Annotated in this window: 23 protein-coding genes; 5 read left to right on the plus strand and 18 right to left on the minus strand. The window is 62.5% G+C overall.

Annotated elements, in window-relative coordinates; genetic code table 11:
* Window positions 1-22 precede the first annotated feature (22 nt).
* The 3 genes from HKK57_RS01790 to HKK57_RS01800 all read left to right on the plus strand — a co-directional run bounded on the left by HKK57_RS01790 (window position 23) and on the right by HKK57_RS01800 (window position 3,383).
* On the plus strand, window positions 23-847 hold the full coding sequence (locus HKK57_RS01790; RefSeq protein WP_029292622.1) for an ion transporter: 825 nt from the start codon (window positions 23-25) through the stop codon (window positions 845-847).
* Window positions 848-940: 93 nt separating this feature from the next.
* The gene (locus tag HKK57_RS01795) at window positions 941-1,945 is read left to right on the plus strand and encodes a sulfate ABC transporter substrate-binding protein (protein WP_029292620.1); all 1,005 of its coding nucleotides are present in this window, start codon (window positions 941-943) and stop codon (window positions 1,943-1,945) included.
* A 241-nt stretch (window positions 1,946-2,186) separates the two neighbouring features.
* The gene (locus HKK57_RS01800; RefSeq protein ID WP_178121969.1) at window positions 2,187-3,383 is read left to right on the plus strand and encodes an MFS transporter; all 1,197 of its coding nucleotides are present in this window, start codon (window positions 2,187-2,189) and stop codon (window positions 3,381-3,383) included.
* A gap of 145 nt (window positions 3,384-3,528) precedes the next feature.
* Here HKK57_RS01800 and HKK57_RS01805 read toward each other — a convergent pair whose 3' ends face one another.
* The 14 genes from HKK57_RS01805 to ccmA form a co-directional block, all read right to left on the minus strand.
* Window positions 3,529-3,933 (minus strand): type II toxin-antitoxin system HicB family antitoxin, encoded by a 405-nt coding sequence (locus HKK57_RS01805; RefSeq protein WP_029292614.1) that lies wholly within the window; start codon window positions 3,931-3,933, stop codon window positions 3,529-3,531.
* A gap of 23 nt (window positions 3,934-3,956) precedes the next feature.
* A complete protein-coding gene (locus HKK57_RS01810) occupies window positions 3,957-4,145 on the minus strand; it encodes a type II toxin-antitoxin system HicA family toxin (RefSeq protein ID WP_029292612.1) in 189 nt (62 codons plus the stop codon).
* Window positions 4,146-4,266: 121 nt separating this feature from the next.
* Complete coding sequence (phnP, locus tag HKK57_RS01815; RefSeq protein ID WP_169389700.1) at window positions 4,267-5,016, minus strand: phosphonate metabolism protein PhnP; 750 nt, start codon at window positions 5,014-5,016, stop codon at window positions 4,267-4,269.
* Window positions 5,007-5,573, minus strand: a complete 567-nt coding sequence (gene phnN / locus HKK57_RS01820) for a phosphonate metabolism protein/1,5-bisphosphokinase (PRPP-forming) PhnN (protein ID WP_169391168.1) — start codon at window positions 5,571-5,573, stop codon at window positions 5,007-5,009. The genes phnP and phnN overlap by 10 nt, the downstream gene beginning before the upstream one ends.
* 347 nt (window positions 5,574-5,920) lie before the next feature.
* Window positions 5,921-6,316, minus strand: coding sequence for a hypothetical protein (locus HKK57_RS01825; RefSeq protein ID WP_029292605.1), 396 nt, complete (start codon window positions 6,314-6,316; stop codon window positions 5,921-5,923).
* A 16-nt stretch (window positions 6,317-6,332) separates the two neighbouring features.
* Window positions 6,333-7,526 (minus strand): c-type cytochrome biogenesis protein CcmI, encoded by a 1,194-nt coding sequence (ccmI, locus tag HKK57_RS01830; protein WP_029292603.1) that lies wholly within the window; start codon window positions 7,524-7,526, stop codon window positions 6,333-6,335.
* Window positions 7,519-7,992, minus strand: a complete 474-nt coding sequence (locus tag HKK57_RS01835; RefSeq protein WP_029292601.1) for a cytochrome c-type biogenesis protein — start codon at window positions 7,990-7,992, stop codon at window positions 7,519-7,521. Before HKK57_RS01835 ends, ccmI begins: the two co-directional genes overlap by 8 nt.
* Window positions 7,989-8,525: a DsbE family thiol:disulfide interchange protein gene (locus tag HKK57_RS01840; protein ID WP_029292599.1), complete on the minus strand. Its 537-nt coding sequence runs from the start codon at window positions 8,523-8,525 to the stop codon at window positions 7,989-7,991. Before HKK57_RS01840 ends, HKK57_RS01835 begins: the two co-directional genes overlap by 4 nt.
* Window positions 8,522-10,510: a heme lyase CcmF/NrfE family subunit gene (locus tag HKK57_RS01845; RefSeq protein ID WP_029292597.1), complete on the minus strand. Its 1,989-nt coding sequence runs from the start codon at window positions 10,508-10,510 to the stop codon at window positions 8,522-8,524. The genes HKK57_RS01840 and HKK57_RS01845 overlap by 4 nt, the downstream gene beginning before the upstream one ends.
* A gap of 3 nt (window positions 10,511-10,513) precedes the next feature.
* Window positions 10,514-10,969, minus strand: a complete 456-nt coding sequence (gene ccmE, locus HKK57_RS01850) for a cytochrome c maturation protein CcmE (RefSeq protein WP_169389701.1) — start codon at window positions 10,967-10,969, stop codon at window positions 10,514-10,516.
* Entirely contained in the window at window positions 10,966-11,142 is a 177-nt protein-coding gene (gene ccmD / locus HKK57_RS01855) for a heme exporter protein CcmD (protein ID WP_029292593.1), read from the minus strand. The genes ccmE and ccmD overlap by 4 nt, the downstream gene beginning before the upstream one ends.
* Window positions 11,139-11,894, minus strand: coding sequence for a heme ABC transporter permease (locus tag HKK57_RS01860; RefSeq protein ID WP_029292590.1), 756 nt, complete (start codon window positions 11,892-11,894; stop codon window positions 11,139-11,141). Before HKK57_RS01860 ends, ccmD begins: the two co-directional genes overlap by 4 nt.
* Before the next feature lie 85 nt (window positions 11,895-11,979).
* Window positions 11,980-12,648: a heme exporter protein CcmB gene (gene ccmB, locus HKK57_RS01865; RefSeq protein WP_029292588.1), complete on the minus strand. Its 669-nt coding sequence runs from the start codon at window positions 12,646-12,648 to the stop codon at window positions 11,980-11,982.
* A complete protein-coding gene (gene ccmA, locus HKK57_RS01870; RefSeq protein WP_029292586.1) occupies window positions 12,645-13,280 on the minus strand; it encodes a cytochrome c biogenesis heme-transporting ATPase CcmA in 636 nt (211 codons plus the stop codon). The genes ccmB and ccmA overlap by 4 nt, the downstream gene beginning before the upstream one ends.
* 197 nt (window positions 13,281-13,477) lie before the next feature.
* Between ccmA and fliK the strand changes: the two genes are divergently transcribed.
* Together fliK and HKK57_RS01880 are read left to right on the plus strand one after the other, a co-directional pair.
* Window positions 13,478-15,055 (plus strand): flagellar hook-length control protein FliK, encoded by a 1,578-nt coding sequence (gene fliK, locus HKK57_RS01875; protein ID WP_104911852.1) that lies wholly within the window; start codon window positions 13,478-13,480, stop codon window positions 15,053-15,055.
* Complete coding sequence (locus HKK57_RS01880) at window positions 15,052-15,381, plus strand: EscU/YscU/HrcU family type III secretion system export apparatus switch protein (RefSeq protein WP_029292582.1); 330 nt, start codon at window positions 15,052-15,054, stop codon at window positions 15,379-15,381. The genes fliK and HKK57_RS01880 overlap by 4 nt, the downstream gene beginning before the upstream one ends.
* Window positions 15,382-15,609: 228 nt before the next feature.
* Here the strand turns inward: HKK57_RS01880 and HKK57_RS01885 are convergent, their stop codons facing one another.
* From HKK57_RS01885 to HKK57_RS01900, 4 genes are all read right to left on the minus strand, one after another.
* Window positions 15,610-16,002, minus strand: a complete 393-nt coding sequence (locus HKK57_RS01885) for a DUF2802 domain-containing protein (protein WP_070995419.1) — start codon at window positions 16,000-16,002, stop codon at window positions 15,610-15,612.
* A complete protein-coding gene (locus HKK57_RS01890; protein ID WP_029292578.1) occupies window positions 16,003-16,488 on the minus strand; it encodes a chemotaxis protein CheW in 486 nt (161 codons plus the stop codon). It abuts the gene before it with no gap.
* Window positions 16,489-16,563: 75 nt separating this feature from the next.
* Window positions 16,564-17,364, minus strand: a complete 801-nt coding sequence (locus tag HKK57_RS01895; protein WP_169389702.1) for a CheW domain-containing protein — start codon at window positions 17,362-17,364, stop codon at window positions 16,564-16,566.
* 84 nt (window positions 17,365-17,448) lie between these two features.
* Window positions 17,449-18,237 carry a ParA family protein gene (locus tag HKK57_RS01900; protein ID WP_029292574.1) on the minus strand — a complete coding sequence of 263 codons (789 nt, stop codon included), beginning with the start codon at window positions 18,235-18,237 and terminating at the stop codon, window positions 17,449-17,451.
* Window positions 18,238-18,260 lie beyond the last annotated feature (23 nt).

Consider the following 18,260-nt stretch of genomic DNA (forward strand, 5'->3'; position numbering starts at 1 on the left):
ACCTTCGATTCAGGCGGACTACATGGACAGCAACAACGACTGGCGCCAGCGGCTCTACGTCATGGTATTCCAGAGCGACACGGCAGCCGGGCGGCGTTTTGACGGCATCCTGTTGCTGATCATCCTCGCAAGCCTGGTGATCGTGATGCTCGACAGCATCGACGAAGTGCACCAGAACTACGCTGATGTGCTGGCCTATATCGAGTGGGGCTTCACGCTGATCTTCGCTATCGAGTACGGCCTGCGCCTGTATTGCTCGCCCAAGCCGTTGCGCTATGCCTTCAGCTTCTACGGGTTGGTGGACTTGCTGGCCATCGTCCCCGGCATCCTTGCCCTGTACTACAGCGACGCCCAGTACCTGCTGATTATCCGCATCATCCGCATGCTGCGGATCTTCCGTGTGCTCAAGCTCAGCCCGTACCTCAAGCAAGCCAACTACCTGATGTCGGCGCTGCGCGGCAGCAAGCAGAAGATCGTGGTGTTCCTGGTCAGTGTCTGCACCCTGGTAACGGTGTTCGGCACCCTGATGTACGTGATTGAAGGCCCGGAGCATGGTTTTACCAGCATCCCCAAGGGTATTTACTGGGCTATCGTGACCCTGACCACCGTGGGCTTTGGCGACATCGTGCCCAAGACCCCGCTGGGCCAGGTGATCTCGTCGCTGGTGATGATCACCGGTTACTCGATCATCGCCGTGCCTACCGGAATTTTTACCGCCGAACTGGCCAACGCCATGCGCGGCGAGCAACTGCAACATGACTGCCCGGTGTGCAAGAAAAACACCCATGAACCCAACGCGGCCTTCTGTTCGCGCTGTGGCAACGGGCTCTATCAGAAAGTGGAATAAGCAAAGTTCTTTTTAATCTTTAAGCGTCTATGCCGCCCCGGCTATAGTCGTGGGCTATAAGCCACTACCTTCTCGAACAACAAGGAATGAGCAGTGAAAAAACTCGTTAGCGCTTCTCTCCTGGCCGCCGGCCTTGCACTGTCTATCGGTGCCCAGGCTGCCTCGACCACCCTGCTCAACGTCTCCTATGACGTGATGCGCGACTTCTACAAGGATTACAACGCCGCGTTCCAGAAGCACTGGCAAGCCGAGCACCCGGACGACAAGTTGACCTTGCAGATGTCCTTCGGCGGTTCCAGCAAACAGGCGCGTTCGGTCATCGACGGCCTGCCGGCTGACGTGATCACCATGAACATGGCCACCGACATCAACGCCCTGGCCGACAACGGCAAACTGGTGCCAGACAACTGGGTCACCCGCCTGCCGAACAACAGTGCGCCGTTCACGTCCGCCACCGTGTTTATCGTGCGCAAGGGCAACCCCAAGGCCCTGAAAGACTGGCCGGATCTGCTCAAGGATGGCGTGCAGGTGATCGTGCCCAACCCCAAGACCTCGGGTAACGGTCGCTATACCTACCTGTCGGCCTGGGGCTATGTGCTGAAGAACGGCGGTGATGAAAACAAGGCCAAGGATTTTGTTGGCAAGCTGTTCAAGCAAGCACCGGTGCTCGATACCGGTGGCCGTGCCGCCACCACGACCTTCATGACCAACCAGATCGGCGACGTGCTGGTGACCTTTGAAAACGAAGCGGAAATGATTGCCCGTGAATTCGGCCGCGATCAATTCGAAGTGGTCTACCCAAGCGTCTCTGCCGAAGCCGAGCCACCGGTGTCGGTAGTCGATAAAGTGGTCGACAAAAAAGGCACCCGTGACGTGGCCAATGACTACCTGAAATACCTGTGGTCGGCCGAAGGCCAGGAAATTGCCGCCAACAACTACCTGCGTCCACGGGACCCGGCAGTGCTGGCCAAATACACCGATCGCTTCCCGAAAGTCGACTTCTTGTCGGTGGAGAAGACCTTTGGTGACTGGCGCACCGTGCAAAAGACCCACTTCAATGATGGCGGGGTATTCGACCAGATCTACAGCGGCCAGTAACTGAATGTGAGAGCGGGCTTGTGTGTGGGCTTGCTCGCGAATGGGGTGTATCAGTCAAAAACTATTTGTCTGACCCACCGCATTCGCGAGCAAGCCCGCTCCCACACAAGCCCGCCCCCACATTGGCTTGCACGTAAGGCATCAATGCCAGGCATGACTGAAATCATCAGTAACACTTACTCCCTTCCTTCGCCTACCCTTTACCCTTCACGCCCTCCTTCCCCGTTTTAACGAGAACACCATGATCGCTACCCCGCCCGCGACCGCCCCCCTGACCCGTGGCATGGTGCTGCTGTTTGCGTTCTGCTGCGGCGCCATTGTCGCCAACATCTATTACGCACAACCGATCATTGAACTGATCGCCCCGGATATCGGCCTGACACCCGCCATGGCCAGTCTGATTGTGTCCCTGACCCAGATCGGTTATGCCCTGGGTCTGTTCTTCCTCGTGCCGCTGGGCGACCTGTTGGAAAACCGCCGGCTGATGATCATCACCACCGTGGTTGCCATTGCCAGCCTGCTGGGCGCGGCGTTTACCGAACAACCCAACCTGTTTTTGCTGGTGTCGTTGCTGATCGGCTTCAGCTCGGTGTCGGTACAGATCCTGATTCCCCTGGCCGCGCACCTGGCGCCGGCCGAATCCCGTGGTCGGGTGGTGGGCAGCATCATGGGCGGCCTGTTGCTGGGCATCCTGCTGGCACGTCCGGTTTCCAGCTTGGTCGCCGACCACTTCGGCTGGCGGGCGATGTTCATGGCGGCGGCAGCGATGATGGCCGCTATCAGCCTGGTGCTGTGGCGGACCGTGCCCAAGCGCCAGCCCGACCACAGCGCCAGCTACGGCCAGTTGCTGGGGTCGTTGGGCTCACTGCTGCGTCAGCAATCTTTGCTGCGCCAACGGGCGTTCTACCAGGGCTGTATGTTCGCCGCCTTCAGCCTGTTCTGGACTGCCGCCCCCCTGGAGCTCTCGCGTAACCACGGCCTGAGCCAAAGTGAAATCGCCCTGTTTGCCTTGGTGGGTGCCCTCGGCGCCATTGCCGCGCCGATCAGCGGACGCCTGGCAGATGCCGGCCATACCCATCGTGCTTCGCTGCTGGCAATGTTGTTGGCAACCTTGAGTTTTCTGCCTGCGTTGGTACACCCGGCCTACAGTGTCATCGGCTTGATGGTCACCGGCGTGGTCCTGGATTTCTGCGTGCAAATGAACATGGTCCTCGGCCAGCGCACCATCTACGCCCTCGATGCCCATAGCCGCAGCCGTCTGAATGCGCTGTACATGACCAGTATCTTCATCGGCGGTGCCCTGGGCTCGGCGATTGCCAGCAGTGTGTATGAACACGGCGGCTGGTTTGGGGTGATCCTGGTGGGCAGCGCGTTCCCCCTGGTGGCCCTGTTGCGGTTCATGAGTGTTTCCAGAGGCGCTTCGACAGTCAGCGCCTGACGTTCAAGACCACGCCGCCACGCCCAGGATCCTGTCCCAAGCAACCGCAAGAGCCCCCATAAAAAAACGCAAAAAGGAACAGAATTTTTCAAGGCAAATCGTCAGTTGCTCAAGAAACATCCGATCTACATTCAGCCCAGCACAATCAAGAACGCACCAACTTCTCCAACGCCGCATCCGCCAGGAATGATGAGCGGCTCTTCACCTTGTGCTCGCGTACATACCGGTCAATGCGCTGGATCACATACCCTGGCAAGGTCACATTGACCTTCTCGGTCTTGCCCAGGTAAGGCGAGATATCGAGCTCCAGCATGCCCCAGCCCATCCCGGCGTATTCCTCGTTGCCGTGGTGCGCCGCGACCGAGGTCGGCATGGGAATCGCCCGGCCTTCACTGGCCATCTCTTGCAGCATGATGTGCGCCACTTCCACTGCCGCGTTGTAAGCCTCTTCAAAACTGTCCCCGGCGGTCACCGCACCTGGAATATCGGGGATCTGGATACCGGTGGCGGTAAAGTCATCGCCCCATTCGATACAGATTGGGTATTGCATGAATATTCTCCTTAAAAACCGCTCTAGAACGAAAACAGCCCGGCACGCTGCCTGATACTTCGCACGGTGCCCAAGGGCAGGTCCTTCTTGGGATGGGGCACCGGTATCGTGTACGGGTTATAGCGATGCGTGAAAATATGATGGCTGCCCGTGACCCGATCCAGCACCCAGCCCGCCGCTTGCAGTTCCTTGATCAATAGCCTGCTTTGCACCACAGCCTCCTTGCTCTGGCCCGAATAAAAATAACCCCAGAGTTATCTTTACTCAAGCACAGATTTATCGAGGCAGACTGGCGGTTGTTTTGCCGGATATTGAAAAGCCGCAGCCCTTGGGTTAAAGCACCCGCCCATCCCAGCCCACCGTCACATGCCCCGGCAGCTCAGCGCGATGCTGCAACAGCCAGGCATCCAGCGTGTGCCCGACGTGAGTCAACACCCCAAGCTCGGCTCCGCACGCGTCGATGCAGTGCAGGGCCAATGTCAGGTCATTGTGATTGCGCGGCGCCTGGGGTTGCGGTGGCATGGAGCAGTCGATGACCATCACATCCAGGGGCTCGCGGCGCAACCAGGCAATGGTTGCCGGCGGCAGGCCCGTGGTATCGGTCAGATAGGCCAGGCGCCGCCCCTGCCCTTGCAGCAGGTACCCGAACGTCGGCTTGGAATGCTGGAGGGGCAACGCGGTGACCGCCAGTTCGCCAAACTGCCGGGTTTCGAACTCGGCAAAGGGCTGGCTGAAATCAAGGATACCGGGGTGTTTGTAGAGGTCCGACAGGCCTTCTGCATCGGCCGGGCCATGCACCGCAATGATCAGGCCCTGGCCCCAGCGCAAATGCAGCAGGCCCTGGGCATGATCCGCATGGTAGTGGGTCTGCAGAATGCCGTTGAGGCTGCGTGGCGGGAAGCGCTCGGTCAGGTCTGTCAGCCCGCTGTCGATCAACCAGCGCTGGTCGCCGCACTCGATCAGCGCGCTGCACGCGCGGCGGCGCAAGTGTTCATGGCTGCGCGCCAGGGCACAGGCGGCGCATTCGCAGCCATACACCGGGACTTGACGGGCATCGCCGGTGCCCAGCAGGGTCAGGCGCATGCCGAATGCCCCGGCTCCAGACAATCGAGCAATCGGGCGACGGTGTGCGCCAACGGCCCGGAGTTATCCAGCAGGAACACCCCGGGCGCGGCCTTCAGGCTGTCGCTGAACTGTGCGTTGCGGGCCAGGCGTGCGTCGATTTCTGCCACCGACTCACGGCCCCGCGCCAGCAAGCGTTGGCGCAACACCGCCTGGTCCACCGTCAGCAGCACCACCAACAGCGTCGGATAACGGGCGCGGGTTTGCGCCAGGTGCCCACGGGAGCCATTGACCAGCACATCGTCGCCGGCCGCCAGCCAGTCGTCGATCTGCCGTGGAATACCATAAGACAAACCATTGGCCTGCCAACTGAGGGCAAAGCCGCCCTCGGCTTGCAGTGTCGCGAATTGCGCGGGGCTTACGCCCTCGGCGGCCTCGCCCACCGCTTCCGCCGAACGGGTGATGACCCGCCGCACAATGCGGCAGCCGCGCTCGGCCAATGGCGCACGCGCGGCATCCAACAGGCTGTCCTTGCCCGAACCCGATGGCCCGATGAGATAGATCAACCTGCCCGCCATCAAAACACCCTCTTGGCTTGTCGCCAGACTTGTTGGACTACCGGCAGCCCGCCCGGCGCTGGCCACATTACCCGAGTGGGCCCCACCACGCACCACGTTCGGCGCGCCCATCTGCACTTTCCAGGCAATTGCCGGCAACCGCACGCCGCTTCCGGACTTGCGTGGTTGTTAAGATTTTAGCTTCTGCAATGCCCTGTAGGAGTTGGCTTGCCAGCGAAGGTCATCAGGATGACCGCAGCGCCTGGAAGTTTTTCGCTGGCAAGCCAGGTCCTGCAGTAGAAGGGTGATGGCATGGGTAGCGGTGTGCCAGGCGGGCAAGAAAAAGGCGACCCGAAGGTCGCCTTTTGTCATTTCGCGTACTGCTTGCTCAACCCCGGCGGTACACCCTGCACATTGGTCTCTTCCCATGGCCCGTTCGGGCTGATGGAGCGGCTCCAGCCGTTGCTCCAGCGGTAGTAGGTGCGCTGGCGGTAGAAGGTGTCCGGTTGCTCGTCCAGCACGTAGACCTGCATCTTGCCGTCCCAATGGCTGGCAGCGCCGGGAGGCGGGGCGAAGGTCGGGGATTTGCTCGGCAAGGGTTTGGGCGGGGCGATGACCGGGCCGCTGGGTTTGCTGCTCGGCTGGGTCGACGGGCCCGACGGTGGAATGGTCGGGCCCGTAGGGGCTGGTGGTGGCCGATGAACCGCGCAAGCACTCAAGCCCAATACCAGGCTGAGCAGGGTGATACGAGCGATGGCGGTCATGGGCGTTTCCTCGAAATTATTGATCCGGACTGTCGATGGTCAACTGCTGGGTCGCGGTGGTGCTGCTGGCCAGGGGTTGACTGCGGCCGATCCACTCGCCGGCAGTCGGTTGACCGGCCCGTGAGATGCGCGCAACCAGTTGGACTTCGGCGAAGTTGGACAGTTTCAACTGCGGCATCATCGCGTCGGCATCGCCCAGTTCGACGGTCACCGGCAGGTCGGCCACGGTCACGCGCTTGGCCGCCAGTGGCGCCGGCGGGCCGGAAACGGCACGGGCGAAGATGAAGACGCTGTCAGTCGGCAGCGCACGGGCTTTGACGTCAGCCGCGAGGTCCACACGCACTTTCATCACGGCGCTCTTGACGCTCGGGGCGACAACACCGCCACCTTCTTTCAACTTCTCGGCTGCACGGTCGATGCCGCCTTGCAGCGCTGCGCGGGAGTTGTCGTGCTCCGGCAACTGGGCCAGCAGGCGATTCCAGTAGTCGATGGCGTCCTGGTACCGCTGGCCCTCAAAGGCGGCGATGCCCAGCAGGCCGAGGCTGGTGACTTCCTTCGGATCGAGCTTCAGCGCTTCGTCGGTCAAGGCCTGAAGCTGCGGCGACCATTGCTTGTTGTTGGCAAAGTACTGCGCCTGGGCCCACTGCCCGAGCAGTTCCGGCTGGCGACCGGCCAGGGCCACGGCGCGCTCGAAGACCTTGGCCGCATCCGCCGAGCGGTCCTGGGCCATGTAGGCGCGCCCCAGGAAGTACAGGCCTTCGGCCGAATCCGGTTGCGCCGCCGCTGCCCGTTCCAGGCGCTGGGTCATGTCGGCAAGCGACACCGGCGGCTCGGCGAATTCGCGGGTCAGTTCAACTTTGTCGATGGCGCCGTAATGCAGGTACAGCGCCAGGCCCAATACCGGCACCAGCACCGCGGCCAGCAGTGGCAGCGGTTTGCCCAGGCGCGATTCCCGGGGCTTTTCCACGCCTTCAGTATCGGCCAGCAATTCACGGGCGGCTTCGGCACGACCGGTGTCGAGTTGCGCCGCGTTGAGCACGCCTTCGCTTTGTTGGGTTTGCAGTTCGGCAACACGTTCCTGATACAGCGCGACGTTCAGCGCGGTGCGGTCTTCTTCACGCTGGGCGCGACGTACGCGCAACACCGGGATCAACAGGAAACTCAAGGCAACCAGGAGCAGCAGGCCAGCTGCGAGCCAGAAATCAATCATCAGTTTTTTTGTCCAGCAGTTGGTCGAGGCGTTGGCGCTCTTGGGCAGATAGCGCGTCGCTGCCATCGGTGGGAGCCGCACGGCGACGGCGGACGATCACGGCCATGACCACCAGGCCGCCCAGCAACAGGGCAGCGGGGCCAAACCAGAGCAAGGCGGTCTTGCCGGTCAACGCCGGCTTGTAGCGGACGAACTCACCGTAGCGATCAACCATGAAGTCGATGATCTGCTGGTTGTCCTTGCCCTCGCCCAACATGCGGAAAATCTCTTTGCGCAGGTCGGCGGCAATCGGCGCGTTGGAGTCGGCGATGTCCTGGTTCTGGCACTTGGGGCAGCGCAGTTCCTTGGTCAGCTCGCGGAAACGCTCGCGGTCGCCATCCCGGGCGAATTCATAGGTGTCGATGGCGGCATGGGCCACGCCCACCAGCCCCAACGCCAATACAGCAGCGGTCAGCCAACGCTTCATGGCTTGGCCTCATCCACCAGGGCCTGGTACTTGGCCGCCAGTTGTTCGCGCCAGACCACTTCGTCGATCACCCCCACGAATTTGTCGCGGATCACGCCCTTGGCGTCGATAAAGAAGGTTTCCGGGGCACCGTAGACGCCGAGGTTCAGGCCCAGGTTGCCGTCTTCATCGCGCACGTCCAACTGGTACGGGTTGTGGAATTCCGCCAGCCACTTCAAGGCCGCCGCATTGTCGTCCTTGTAGTTGATGCCGTAGATCACCACGCCCTTCTCGGCCAGTTTGTTCAGCACCGGGTGCTCCACGCGGCACGAGATGCACCAGGTGGCCCACACGTTGACCAGGGCCGGTTTGCCGATCAGATCGGCCTGGGTCAGGGTTTTGTCGCCCTGCACCGTCGGCAGCGAGAACGCCGGGAACGGCTTGCCGATCATCGCCGACGGCAGTTCGGCCGGGTCCAGGTACAGGCCGCGATACAAAAACACCGCGACCAGCAGAAACAGCGCCAGCGGCAATACCATCAACCAACGCTTCATACAGCGGCTCCTTGCATGCCAAGGGCTTCACGCACCCGGCTCTTGACCTTGACCCGGTAACGCCGGTCCATCGCGGCCAGCAACCCGCCGAAGCCGGTCAGCAGGCCACCGAACCAGATCCAGCGCACAAACGGTTTGACGTGCACGCGCACGGCCCAGGCGCCATCGCCCAACGGCTCGCCCAGTGCCACGTAGAGATCACGGGTGAACCCGGCGTCGATCCCGGCTTCAGTCATCATCGAGCTTTGCACGGTGTACAGGCGTTTCTCCGGGTGCAGCACGGCGATTTGCTTGCCGTTGCGCACCACGCGCACGGTGCCTTTGTCGGAAGTGAAGTTCGGCCCTTCGAAGTGCTTGGCACCTTCAAACACGAACTGGTAGCCCGCCAGGTCCATGGACTCGCCAGGGGCCAGGCGCAAGTCGCGCTCGGCGCTGTTCTGGCTGGACAACACCACGCCCAGGGCACACACGGCGATGCCGATGTGGGCGATCTGCATACCCCAGTAACTGCGGGTCAGGGTCGGCAGGCCTTTGATCAGGCCCTTGTGGCGGGTCTTGTCGAAGATATCGCGCACGCCGGCCAGCAACACCCAGGCCGCCAGCATGAAGGTCGCGAGCACGGCCCAGTTGAAGTCGCCGTAGGCAATCCCGGCAATCACCGACAAGGCGGCACTGCCCAGCAACACCGGAGTGAGCATGCCCAGCAGCCATTTGACCGGGGTGTCTTTCCAGCGCACCAGCACGCCAATCGCCATCACCACCATCAGCAGGCCCATCAATGGGATGAACAAGGCGTTGAAGTACGGCGGGCCGACCGACAGCTTGGCGCCGGTCAGGGCATCGAGCACCAGCGGGTACAGGGTGCCCAGCAGGATCATCGAAGCGGCGACCACCAGGACCAGGTTGTTCCCCAGCAGCAGGGTTTCCCGCGACCACAGGTTGAAGCCCACGTGGCTCTTGACCACCGGCGCACGCAGGGCGAACAGGGTCAGCGAGCCGCCCACCACGCAGAGCAGGAAGATCAGGATGAACACGCCGCGCTCAGGGTCGGCAGCGAACGCATGCACCGACGTCAGCACGCCGGAACGCACGAGGAAGGTGCCCAGCAGGCTCAGGGAGAAGGCGGCGATGGCCAGCAACACCGTCCAGCTCTTGAACACGCCGCGTTTTTCCGTGACTGCCAGGGAGTGAATCAGCGCCGTGCCCACCAGCCAGGGCATGAAGGAGGCGTTTTCCACCGGGTCCCAGAACCACCAGCCGCCCCAGCCGAGTTCATAGTAGGCCCACCACGAGCCCAGGGTGATGCCGATACCCAGGAAGGCCCAGGCGACGATGGTCCACGGCCGCGACCAGCGCGCCCAGGCGGCGTCGAGACGCCCGCCGAGCAAGGCGGCGATGGCAAAGGCGAAAGCCACGGAGAAGCCCACATAACCCATGTATAGCATCGGCGGGTGGACGATCAGGCCGATATCCTGCAGCAGCGGGTTGAGGTCGCGACCGTCCACGGGAATCTGCGGCAGAATCCGCTCGAACGGGTTGGAGGTCATGATCAAGAACAGCAGGAAGCCGATGCTGATCATGCCCATCACCGCCAGCACCCGCGCCAGCATCACTTGCGGCAACTGCCGGGAGAACACCGACACCGCAAAGGTCCAGCCGCCAAGGATGAAGGCCCACAGCAGCAGGGAGCCTTCGTGGGCACCCCAGACGGCGCTGAACTTGTAGTACCAGGGCAAAGCGCTGTTGGAGTTGCTGGCGACATAGGCGACGGAAAAGTCGTCGGTCATAAAGGCGTAGGTCAGGCAACCAAAGGCGAACGCCAGGAACGCGAACTGGCCCCAGGCGGCGGGTTGCGCCAGGCTCATCCACAGCCGATCACCGCGCCAGGCGCCCAGCAGCGGCACGATGGCCTGGACGATGGCAAAGCACAGGGCGAGGATCATCGCCAACTGGCCCAACTCGGGAATAAACAATGTAGAGGTCATTGCTTAACCCTCCTTGGCTTGGGTTGGCGCGGATTGGCCGCTTTCTTTCAGGGCCTTGGTCACTTCCGGCGGCATGTATTTTTCATCGTGCTTGGCCAGCACTTCGTCGGCCACCACCACGCCCTGGGCGTTGATCTTGCCGAGGGCCACGATGCCCTGCCCTTCGCGGAACAGGTCCGGGAGGATGCCACGGTAGGCGATGGTCACCGATTTGTTGAAGTCGGTGACCACGAAGGTCACGTCCAGGGAGTCGCCGGAACGTTTCAGGGAGCCGGCCTCGACCATGCCACCGGCACGGATGCGCGTGTCTTGCGGCGCTTCGCCATTGGCGATCTGGGTCGGGGTATAGAACAGGTTGATGTTCTGCTGCAAGGCGCTCAAGGCCAGGCCCACGGCAACGCCGACGCCCACCAGGATGGCAAGGATGATCAACAGACGCTTTCTACGCAGCGGATTCACTTATCGGTCTCCCGGCGCAGACGACGCGCCTCTTGTTGCAGGTAACGCTTGCGGGCCAGGATCGGCGCAACGACGTTGAGGGCCAGGACTGCCAGGCTGATGCCATAGGCGGTCCAGACGTACAGGCCGTGGTGGCCCATGGCGAGAAAATCACTGAAAGAGGCGAAACTCATCCACGGGCTCCCAGGCTGTTTTGCACTTCGACCTTGACCCAGCTGGCGCGGGCTTCACGCTTGAGCACTTCGAGGCGCATGCGCATCAGCAGCACCGCGCCGAAAAAGCAGTAGAAGCCCAGGACCATCAGCAGCAGCGGCGCCCACATTTCCACGGGCATAGCCGGTTTTTCGGTGAGGGTGAAGGTGGCGCCCTGGTGCAGGGTGTTCCACCACTCCACGGAGTACTTGATGATCGGGATATTGATCACGCCGACAATCGCCAGCACCGCGCAGGCCTTTGCGGCACTCTCACGATTGCTGATCGCGTTGCCCAGGGCAATCAGACCGAAGTACAGAAACAGCAGGATCAACATGGACGTTAGTCGCGCATCCCAGACCCACCACGAACCCCAGGTCGGCTTGCCCCAGATCGCCCCGGTCAGCAGCGCCACCGCGGTCATCCACGCACCGATGGGCGCGGCGCATTGCAGGGCGACGTCGGCCAGCTTCATCTTCCATACCAGGCCGACGATGCCGCACACCGCCAGCATCACGTAGCAGGACTGGGCCAGCAGCGCGGCGGGAACGTGGATATAGATGATGCGAAAGCTATTGCCCTGCTGGTAGTCCGGCGGCGCGAAGGCCAGGCCCCAGACCAGGCCGATACCGATCAGCAGGAAGGCGGCGACGGCGAGCCAGGGCAGCATTTTGCCGCTGATGCCATAGAACCACTTGGGCGAGCCGAGCTTGTGAAACCAGGTCCAGTTCATTGCTGTTTCCATCACGGTTGCTTCTTGTCGTTGCAAGAAGCTTAGGGTCTTTACTGACTCAGTGAAAACACTGGGTCAGACCTCATTATTCGCCGACGCTGATCTTCAGGCCGGCCGCTATAGCAAAGGGTGTCAGGGTTACCGCCAGGGCGGTCAGGCTGCCAAGCCACAAGAGGTAACCGGTCGCCGGCATCCCCATGAGCGCGGCCTGCAAGGCGCCGCTGCCCAGGATCAACACCGGGATATACAAAGGCAAAATCAGCAAGGCCAGCAACAGCCCACCGCGCTTCAAGCCGACGGTCAGTGCCGCACCGACGGCCCCCAGCAGGCTCAGCACCGGGGTGCCTAGCAACAACGAGGCCAGCAACACCGGCAGGCATTCGGAAGGCAGCCCCAACATCATCGCCAGCAGCGGCGCGAGCAGGACCAGCGCCAGGCCGGAGAAGGCCCAGTGTGCCAGTACCTTGGCCAGTACCAGAAGAGGCAGGGGGTGCGACGAAAGGACCCACTGTTCGAGGGATCCATCTTCGAAATCACTGCGAAACAGCCCGTCCAGCGAGAGCAGGACGGACAAAAGTGCCGCTACCCACACCAGTCCCGGAGACAAGGTTTGCAACAGTTTAGTCTCGGGGCCGACCGCCAAAGGGAACAAGGCGATGACAATCGCAAAGAACACCAGCGGGTTGGCCAACTCGGCCGGGCGGCGACACAGCAAGCGAGCTTCGCGGGCGACCAGCAGGGCAAAGACACTCATACCGACCACCGCCCCAGGTCCAGGTCACGGTAGCCGGCGGGCATGCGGGTCAAGGTGTGATGGGTGGTGAGGACCACCATGCCACCCTGCTCGCAATGCCGGGCCAGGTGTTCTTCAAGCTGGGCCACGCCCTGTTTGTCGAGGGCGGTGAACGGTTCGTCGAGGATCCACAGCGGCGGGCCATCCAGGTACAGCCGGGCCAGGGCCACGCGGCGTTGCTGGCCGGCCGACAGGGTATGGCAGGGAACATCTTCGAAACCCTTCAGGCCCACGGCGGCCAGGGCCTGCCAGATGGACTCGCGCGTAGCCGGGTGATGCAGGGCGCTGAGCCAACTGAGGTTTTCTTCAGCCGTCAGCACATCCTTGATCCCGGCGGCGTGGCCGATCCACAGCAGGTTGCGCGCCAGCTCCGTACGCTGTTCGTGCAGCGGTTTGCCGTTAAGGCGCACCTGCCCTGCCGTGGGCTGCATCAAACCGGCCAGCAGGCGCAGCAGGCTGGTCTTGCCGCTGCCGTTGGGCCCACTGATCTGCACCATATCGCCGCCCGCCAGACGCAGTTCGAGGTGTTCGAACAGCATCCGCAGGTCTCGCTCACAGGCAAGCGCAACGGCTTCAAGTAGTGGACTGGTCACAAGATCGCGGGCCTTTACGGTTCAAGTCGGCGGTGGAACGGCCGTTAAAGAGATGCACAATAACTGCATTGGCGGCCTGTTTTAGAGAGCTGGATCAATCAGTTGTGATGTTTTTGACCCGCTCTTTGAAGACGGGCGGCATTATACATGCGATGCCCTACTCTAAAGAGGGCAATTTCCTTGAGACGGCGGCCACGATGACCGGTGACATCAACCTTCCGACCCTCCCCCCAGCCCCGGCCACCGGGCCCAGGCCTGCGCCTGCAGTGGGCGAACTGCTGAAACTGCTGGAGCCCCAGACAGGCTTGATCGACGCCGGAAAAACCGTGAACGCCGAGGTGCTGGCGCTCAAGCAAGGCGGTGAAGCCTTTCAGCTATTGCTCAAGCTGACCCTCGAAGGTGGCCGCCAAACCCTGGTACAGGCCGCCAGCAGCCAGCCGCTGCCCCTGGGCAGCAACGTCGCGGTGAGCCAGACGGCGTCCGGCGACCTGGCCATCAGCCTGCAACAGGCCCTCAGCGCCAATGTCGCGGCCCTGACCCGTATCGACACCAATCAATTGCCGTTGGGCACCTTGCTGCAAGCCAAGGTCCTGACCTCGCAGATGCTGCCCCAGGGCGCCGGGCAACCGGCGCTATACCGCTCGCTGGTGTCGGTACTCAACAGCGCCTTGAGCGGCACCACCCTGACCCTGGAAAGCCCGCAACCGCTGCGCGTCGGCAGCTTGCTCAGTGCCGTGGTACAGGGCGCGCAGACTCTGGATTTCGTGCCCTTGAGCGGGCTGCGCGATCAACTGGCAGTCAGTCAGCAATTGGCGACTCAGCAAAGCCGCCAGGGCTCACTGGAAGGCTTGCTCAGCGCCCTGCAAAACCTGCCGCGCACTGCCGACCTGCCGGCGGATCTGCGCGCAGCGGTAGAGCGGGTGCTGGCCGGCATGCCCGACCTGGCCCAAGTCAGTAACCCCAAGGTGCTGGCGCAATTGCTGCACAACAGCGGCGCGCTGCTGGAAGCCAAGCTGCTGGCCGGGCAAAATCCGTTGGTCCCGCCTCTGGACATGAAGGGCAGCCTGCTGCGCCTGGTGGCCGAACTGATGCCCGCCCTCCCCGCCAGCACCAATCTCAATGCCATCCTGGCCGCCAACACCCTGGCGCAGATGCTGCCCAGTTTTGTGCGTAGCCCCTTGGGCACCCTCGGCCAGATGGGCGCCCGCACCGCACCGGGCGGCTTCCCTCTGCCGGAGCGGCTGTTGCAGCGCCTGGAGGGTGAAAACAGCCTGGAAAACCTGCTGCGCCTGGCCGCCGGCGCCATCTCCCGTTTGCAGAGCCACCAATTGTCGAGCCTGGAACAGACCGGCACCACCGCCGACGGCCGCCTGCAAACCACCTGGCAGATGGAAATCCCCATGCGTACCCTGCAGGACATCGTGCCACTGCAGGTCAAATTCCAGCGCGAAGAACCGGCGCCGGACAAGGACGAGCCTGAACGCAAGATCGAACGCGACGCCAAAAAAATGCTCTGGCGGGTGGAGTTGGCGTTCGACATGGAGCCCCTGGGCCCGTTGCAGGTCCAGGCGCAACTGAGCGAAGGCAAACTCTCCAGCCAGTTGTGGGCCACCCGCCCGTTTACCGCCAGCCTGATCGAAAGCCACCTGGGTAGCCTGCGCGAACGCCTGGTGTCGTCGGGCCTCAACGTCGGCGACCTCGACTGCCACCTCGGCACCCCGCCCCGCGGGCCAAAGACCGGGCTGGAACAACGCTGGGTGGATGAAACCGCATGAAAAACCCCAACCCACCGCGCCAGGCCATCGCCCTCAAATACGACGGCAAAGCGGCTCCCGCCCTGACCGCCAAAGGCGACGACGCCCTGGCCGAAGCCATTCTGAAGTTGGCGCGGGAGCACGAAGTACCGATTTATGAAAATGCCGAGCTGGTGAAATTGCTGGCGCGCATGGAACTGGGGGACAGCATTCCCGAAGAGCTGTACCGGACCATCGCCGAGATCATTGCGTTTGCCTGGACGTTGAAGGGCAAATTCCCGGTGGGCTATGACCCGAATGCCGAGCCAGAGGAGCGGGATGTGACGGCGCGCGGGGATGATTACTGAAATCCCAAGGCTGTATGCCGACCCAAAATGTGGGAGCTAGCTATTGTGGCGAGCGGGCTTGCCCCGCGTTGGGCTGCGCAGCAGCCCCAGTAGGCCGAATGCGCAGTGTCAGATACACCGTAGCGGCTGGTTTTGGGGCTGCTGCGCAGCCCAACGCGGGGCAAGCCCGCTCGCCACAACAGCCCGCTCGCCACAACAGCCCGCTTCCACATGGGAACTGCGGCCAGTTCAGCTTTTGTGCAATTTGCTCATCAACTGCGCCTCGGCCTGGGTCAGGCCGCAGGATTGGGTCAGTTCGTCCACCGTGGCGCCCATGCCCACCAGCTTCGCCGCTTGGGCGAAGGACAGGTTGGCCGGGTCGCGCTGTTCCAGTGCCGACAGTTTGTCGGGCAACGGGGCGAGGATTGAACGCAGTTCATGCACGTCCTCCCCCACCCGCACGGCGCTTTGCTGGTAGTTGTCCACGCGCTTGGCGATCTCGCGCAGGCGTTGATCGCGCACGGCGTCGCGTTCGGCCTGCTGCAGCACCAATTCGCGTTGTTGGCGCATATGGCGCAGCAACACCACCAGGGTCCCGACCCACAGCAGGGCCAGGACGATTACCGCTACCTCAAGCATCAATCAGATGTTCTCCAGGTCCGACCACTCTTCTTCGCTCATCATCTTGTCCAGCTCAACCAGAATCAGCAGCTCGCCGTTCTTGTTGCATACGCCCTGGATAAACTTGGCCGACTCTTCGTTGCCGACATTCGGCGCAGTTTCGACTTCCGACTGACGCAGGTAAACCACTTCGGCCACGCTGTCGACCATGATCCCGACCACTTGCTTGTCGGCTTCGATGATGACGATACGGGTGTTGTCGTTGACTTCAGTCGGCATCAGGCCAAAGCGCTGGCGGGTGTCGATCACGGTCACGACGTTGCCGCGCAGGTTGATGATGCCCAGCACGTAGCTCGGCGCACCCGGCACTGGCGCGATTTCGGTGTAGCGCAGCACTTCCTGCACGCGCATCACGTTGATGCCGTAGGACTCGTTGTCCAGCTTGAAGGTCACCCATTGCAGAATCGGATCATCCAAACCCTGTGCGGACGCTGACGACTTGTTCATACCCCTGACCCCTTCAAATACCGTTGATAACGGCGTGTGTTCTTCTTTGGCAGCACCGTGGCGCTGCGCCTCTTATCAAGTACGTTTGTTACCTGGCAGATCCTTTACCGCGCCGCTGGCAATCAGCTCCGCCAATTCGGCGACATCCAGCAGCGCGCACATATGTTCAATCACCGTGCCCGCCAGCCATGGCCGCTGGCCACGGTGGCTGCGCCATTTGATTTCGTTGGGGTCCAGGCGCAGCGAACGGCTGACCTGATGCACCGCCAGCCCCCATTCGTAGCCCTGCACCGAAATCACGTATTGCAGGCCCTGGCGAAAATCATCGCGATAGCGGTCGGGCATCACCCAGCGCGCAGTGTCCAGCACCTTGAGGTTGCCGGCCTGGCTCGGCAGGATCCCGAGAAACCACTCCGGCTGACCGAACAACGGCGTCAGTTCCTGGCCTTCCAGGGAATAGATCGACCCCAGGCACACCAGCGGCACCGCCAGTGTCAGCCCGGCGACATCGAACAACAGGCATTCGAACGACTCGGCAGCCCAGGCCGGTCGACCATCGGTTTCCACCGGTGGCGGGGTAATGCTCGGCGGCCGATGCACCTCGGCCACCGGCGGTACCAGCACCAGCGGTACAGTCTCAGGCGCGACCACAACGGCAACCGGCACCACCACCGCATCACGGGCCTGCTCTTCCAGGACCGCCAGCTGAAACTCATCCAGGCCGGCCTCAGCCTCGACCACTGGCAGCGCCAGCGCTTCATCCAGCACCAGGATCGGCTCGGGCAGTACTTCCTCGGTCGCCTCTTGCAGCAGCGCGTCCAGGTAGGACTGCAGCGCCAGTTGCGGCCGGGTCTTGATATCGACAGGACGACTCATCTGTATGCCCACGCGCAAGCCCCGTTAACCGTGTATTCAAAGGTTATCGGCGCGATGCCCCGTGGACTTGAATTCAGGTTCATTTCACGCCACCTGCGCCACAAGTTGCTGGGCCAGCAGGTGCTTGAGCAAGGCGCGGTACGCCAGTACGCCACGGCTCTTGCCATCGAATTGCGACGGCGCCAGGCCCGCGCGGCTGGCGTCACGCAGGCGCGTGTCCACCGGGATATAGCCTTGCCAGATGGTGTCCGGGTAAGCGTCGCGCAGTACACGCAAGGTGCCCAGGGAAGCCTGGGTACGACGGTCGAACAGGGTCGGCACGATGCTGAACGGCAACGCCTGCTTGCGTGAGCGGTTGATCATGGTCAGGGTGCTGACCATGCGCTCCAGGCCTTTGACCGCCAGGTGTTCGGTCTGCACCGGGATCACCAGTTGCTGGCTGGCCGCCAGGGCATTGACCATCAGCACGCCGAGCAATGGCGGGCTGTCGATGATTGCGTAGTCGAAGTCCTGCCACAGTTGCGCCAGACTCTTGGCGATCACCAAGCCCAGGCCGCTCTGCCCCGGCGACTGGCGCTCAAGGGTGGCCAGGGCGGTGCTGGAGGGCAGCAGGGAAATCTTCTCGTTGCTGGTGGGCAACAGCAGTTGCCCGGGCAAGCCGGTGGGCACACTGCCCTTGTGCAGGAACAGGTCGAAGCAACTGTGCTCCAGGGCATCGGGGTCGTAGCCGAAATAGCTGGTCATCGAGCCGTGGGGATCCAGGTCGACAATGACCACACGCTTGCCCGCCTCGGCCAGCAGACCGGCTAAGGCGATGGAGGTGGTGGTCTTGCCGACTCCACCTTTTTGATTGGCAACTGCCCAGACTCTCATTCGGATTGTTCCTCCCGGCAGGC

The sequence above is a fragment of the Pseudomonas sp. ADAK21 genome (assembly GCF_012935735.1).
Classification (GTDB): domain Bacteria; phylum Pseudomonadota; class Gammaproteobacteria; order Pseudomonadales; family Pseudomonadaceae; genus Aquipseudomonas; species Aquipseudomonas proteolytica.

Excerpts from the sequence above, each read along its gene's own strand:
- HKK57_RS01900 (WP_029292574.1), bottom strand. The coding sequence starts at position 18,237 with ATGAGAGTCTGGGCAGTTGCCAATCAAAAAGGTGGAGTCGGCAAGACC.
- HKK57_RS01790 (WP_029292622.1), top strand. The coding sequence starts at position 23 with ATGGACAGCAACAACGACTGGCGCCAGCGGCTCTACGTCATGGTATTC.
- phnP (WP_169389700.1), bottom strand. The coding sequence starts at position 5,016 with ATGCGCCTGACCCTGCTGGGCACCGGCGATGCCCGTCAAGTCCCGGTG.
- HKK57_RS01835 (WP_029292601.1), bottom strand. The coding sequence starts at position 7,992 with ATGAAGCGTTGGCTGACCGCTGCTGTATTGGCGTTGGGGCTGGTGGGC.
- HKK57_RS01860 (WP_029292590.1), bottom strand. The coding sequence starts at position 11,894 with ATGAACTGGACCTGGTTTCACAAGCTCGGCTCGCCCAAGTGGTTCTAT.
- HKK57_RS01825 (WP_029292605.1), bottom strand. The coding sequence starts at position 6,316 with ATGACCGCCATCGCTCGTATCACCCTGCTCAGCCTGGTATTGGGCTTG.
- ccmB (WP_029292588.1), bottom strand. The coding sequence starts at position 12,648 with ATGAGTGTCTTTGCCCTGCTGGTCGCCCGCGAAGCTCGCTTGCTGTGT.
- HKK57_RS01845 (WP_029292597.1), bottom strand. The coding sequence starts at position 10,510 with ATGACCTCTACATTGTTTATTCCCGAGTTGGGCCAGTTGGCGATGATC.
- fliK (WP_104911852.1), top strand. The coding sequence starts at position 13,478 with ATGACCGGTGACATCAACCTTCCGACCCTCCCCCCAGCCCCGGCCACC.
- HKK57_RS01880 (WP_029292582.1), top strand. The coding sequence starts at position 15,052 with ATGAAAAACCCCAACCCACCGCGCCAGGCCATCGCCCTCAAATACGAC.
- ccmI (WP_029292603.1), bottom strand. The coding sequence starts at position 7,526 with ATGATTGATTTCTGGCTCGCAGCTGGCCTGCTGCTCCTGGTTGCCTTG.
- HKK57_RS01840 (WP_029292599.1), bottom strand. The coding sequence starts at position 8,525 with ATGAAGCGTTGGTTGATGGTATTGCCGCTGGCGCTGTTTCTGCTGGTC.
- HKK57_RS01800 (WP_178121969.1), top strand. The coding sequence starts at position 2,187 with ATGATCGCTACCCCGCCCGCGACCGCCCCCCTGACCCGTGGCATGGTG.
- HKK57_RS01895 (WP_169389702.1), bottom strand. The coding sequence starts at position 17,364 with ATGAGTCGTCCTGTCGATATCAAGACCCGGCCGCAACTGGCGCTGCAG.
- ccmD (WP_029292593.1), bottom strand. The coding sequence starts at position 11,142 with ATGAGTTTCGCCTCTTTCAGTGATTTTCTCGCCATGGGCCACCACGGC.
- HKK57_RS01890 (WP_029292578.1), bottom strand. The coding sequence starts at position 16,488 with ATGAACAAGTCGTCAGCGTCCGCACAGGGTTTGGATGATCCGATTCTG.
- phnN (WP_169391168.1), bottom strand. The coding sequence starts at position 5,573 with ATGGCGGGCAGGTTGATCTATCTCATCGGGCCATCGGGTTCGGGCAAG.
- HKK57_RS01805 (WP_029292614.1), bottom strand. The coding sequence starts at position 3,933 with ATGCAATACCCAATCTGTATCGAATGGGGCGATGACTTTACCGCCACC.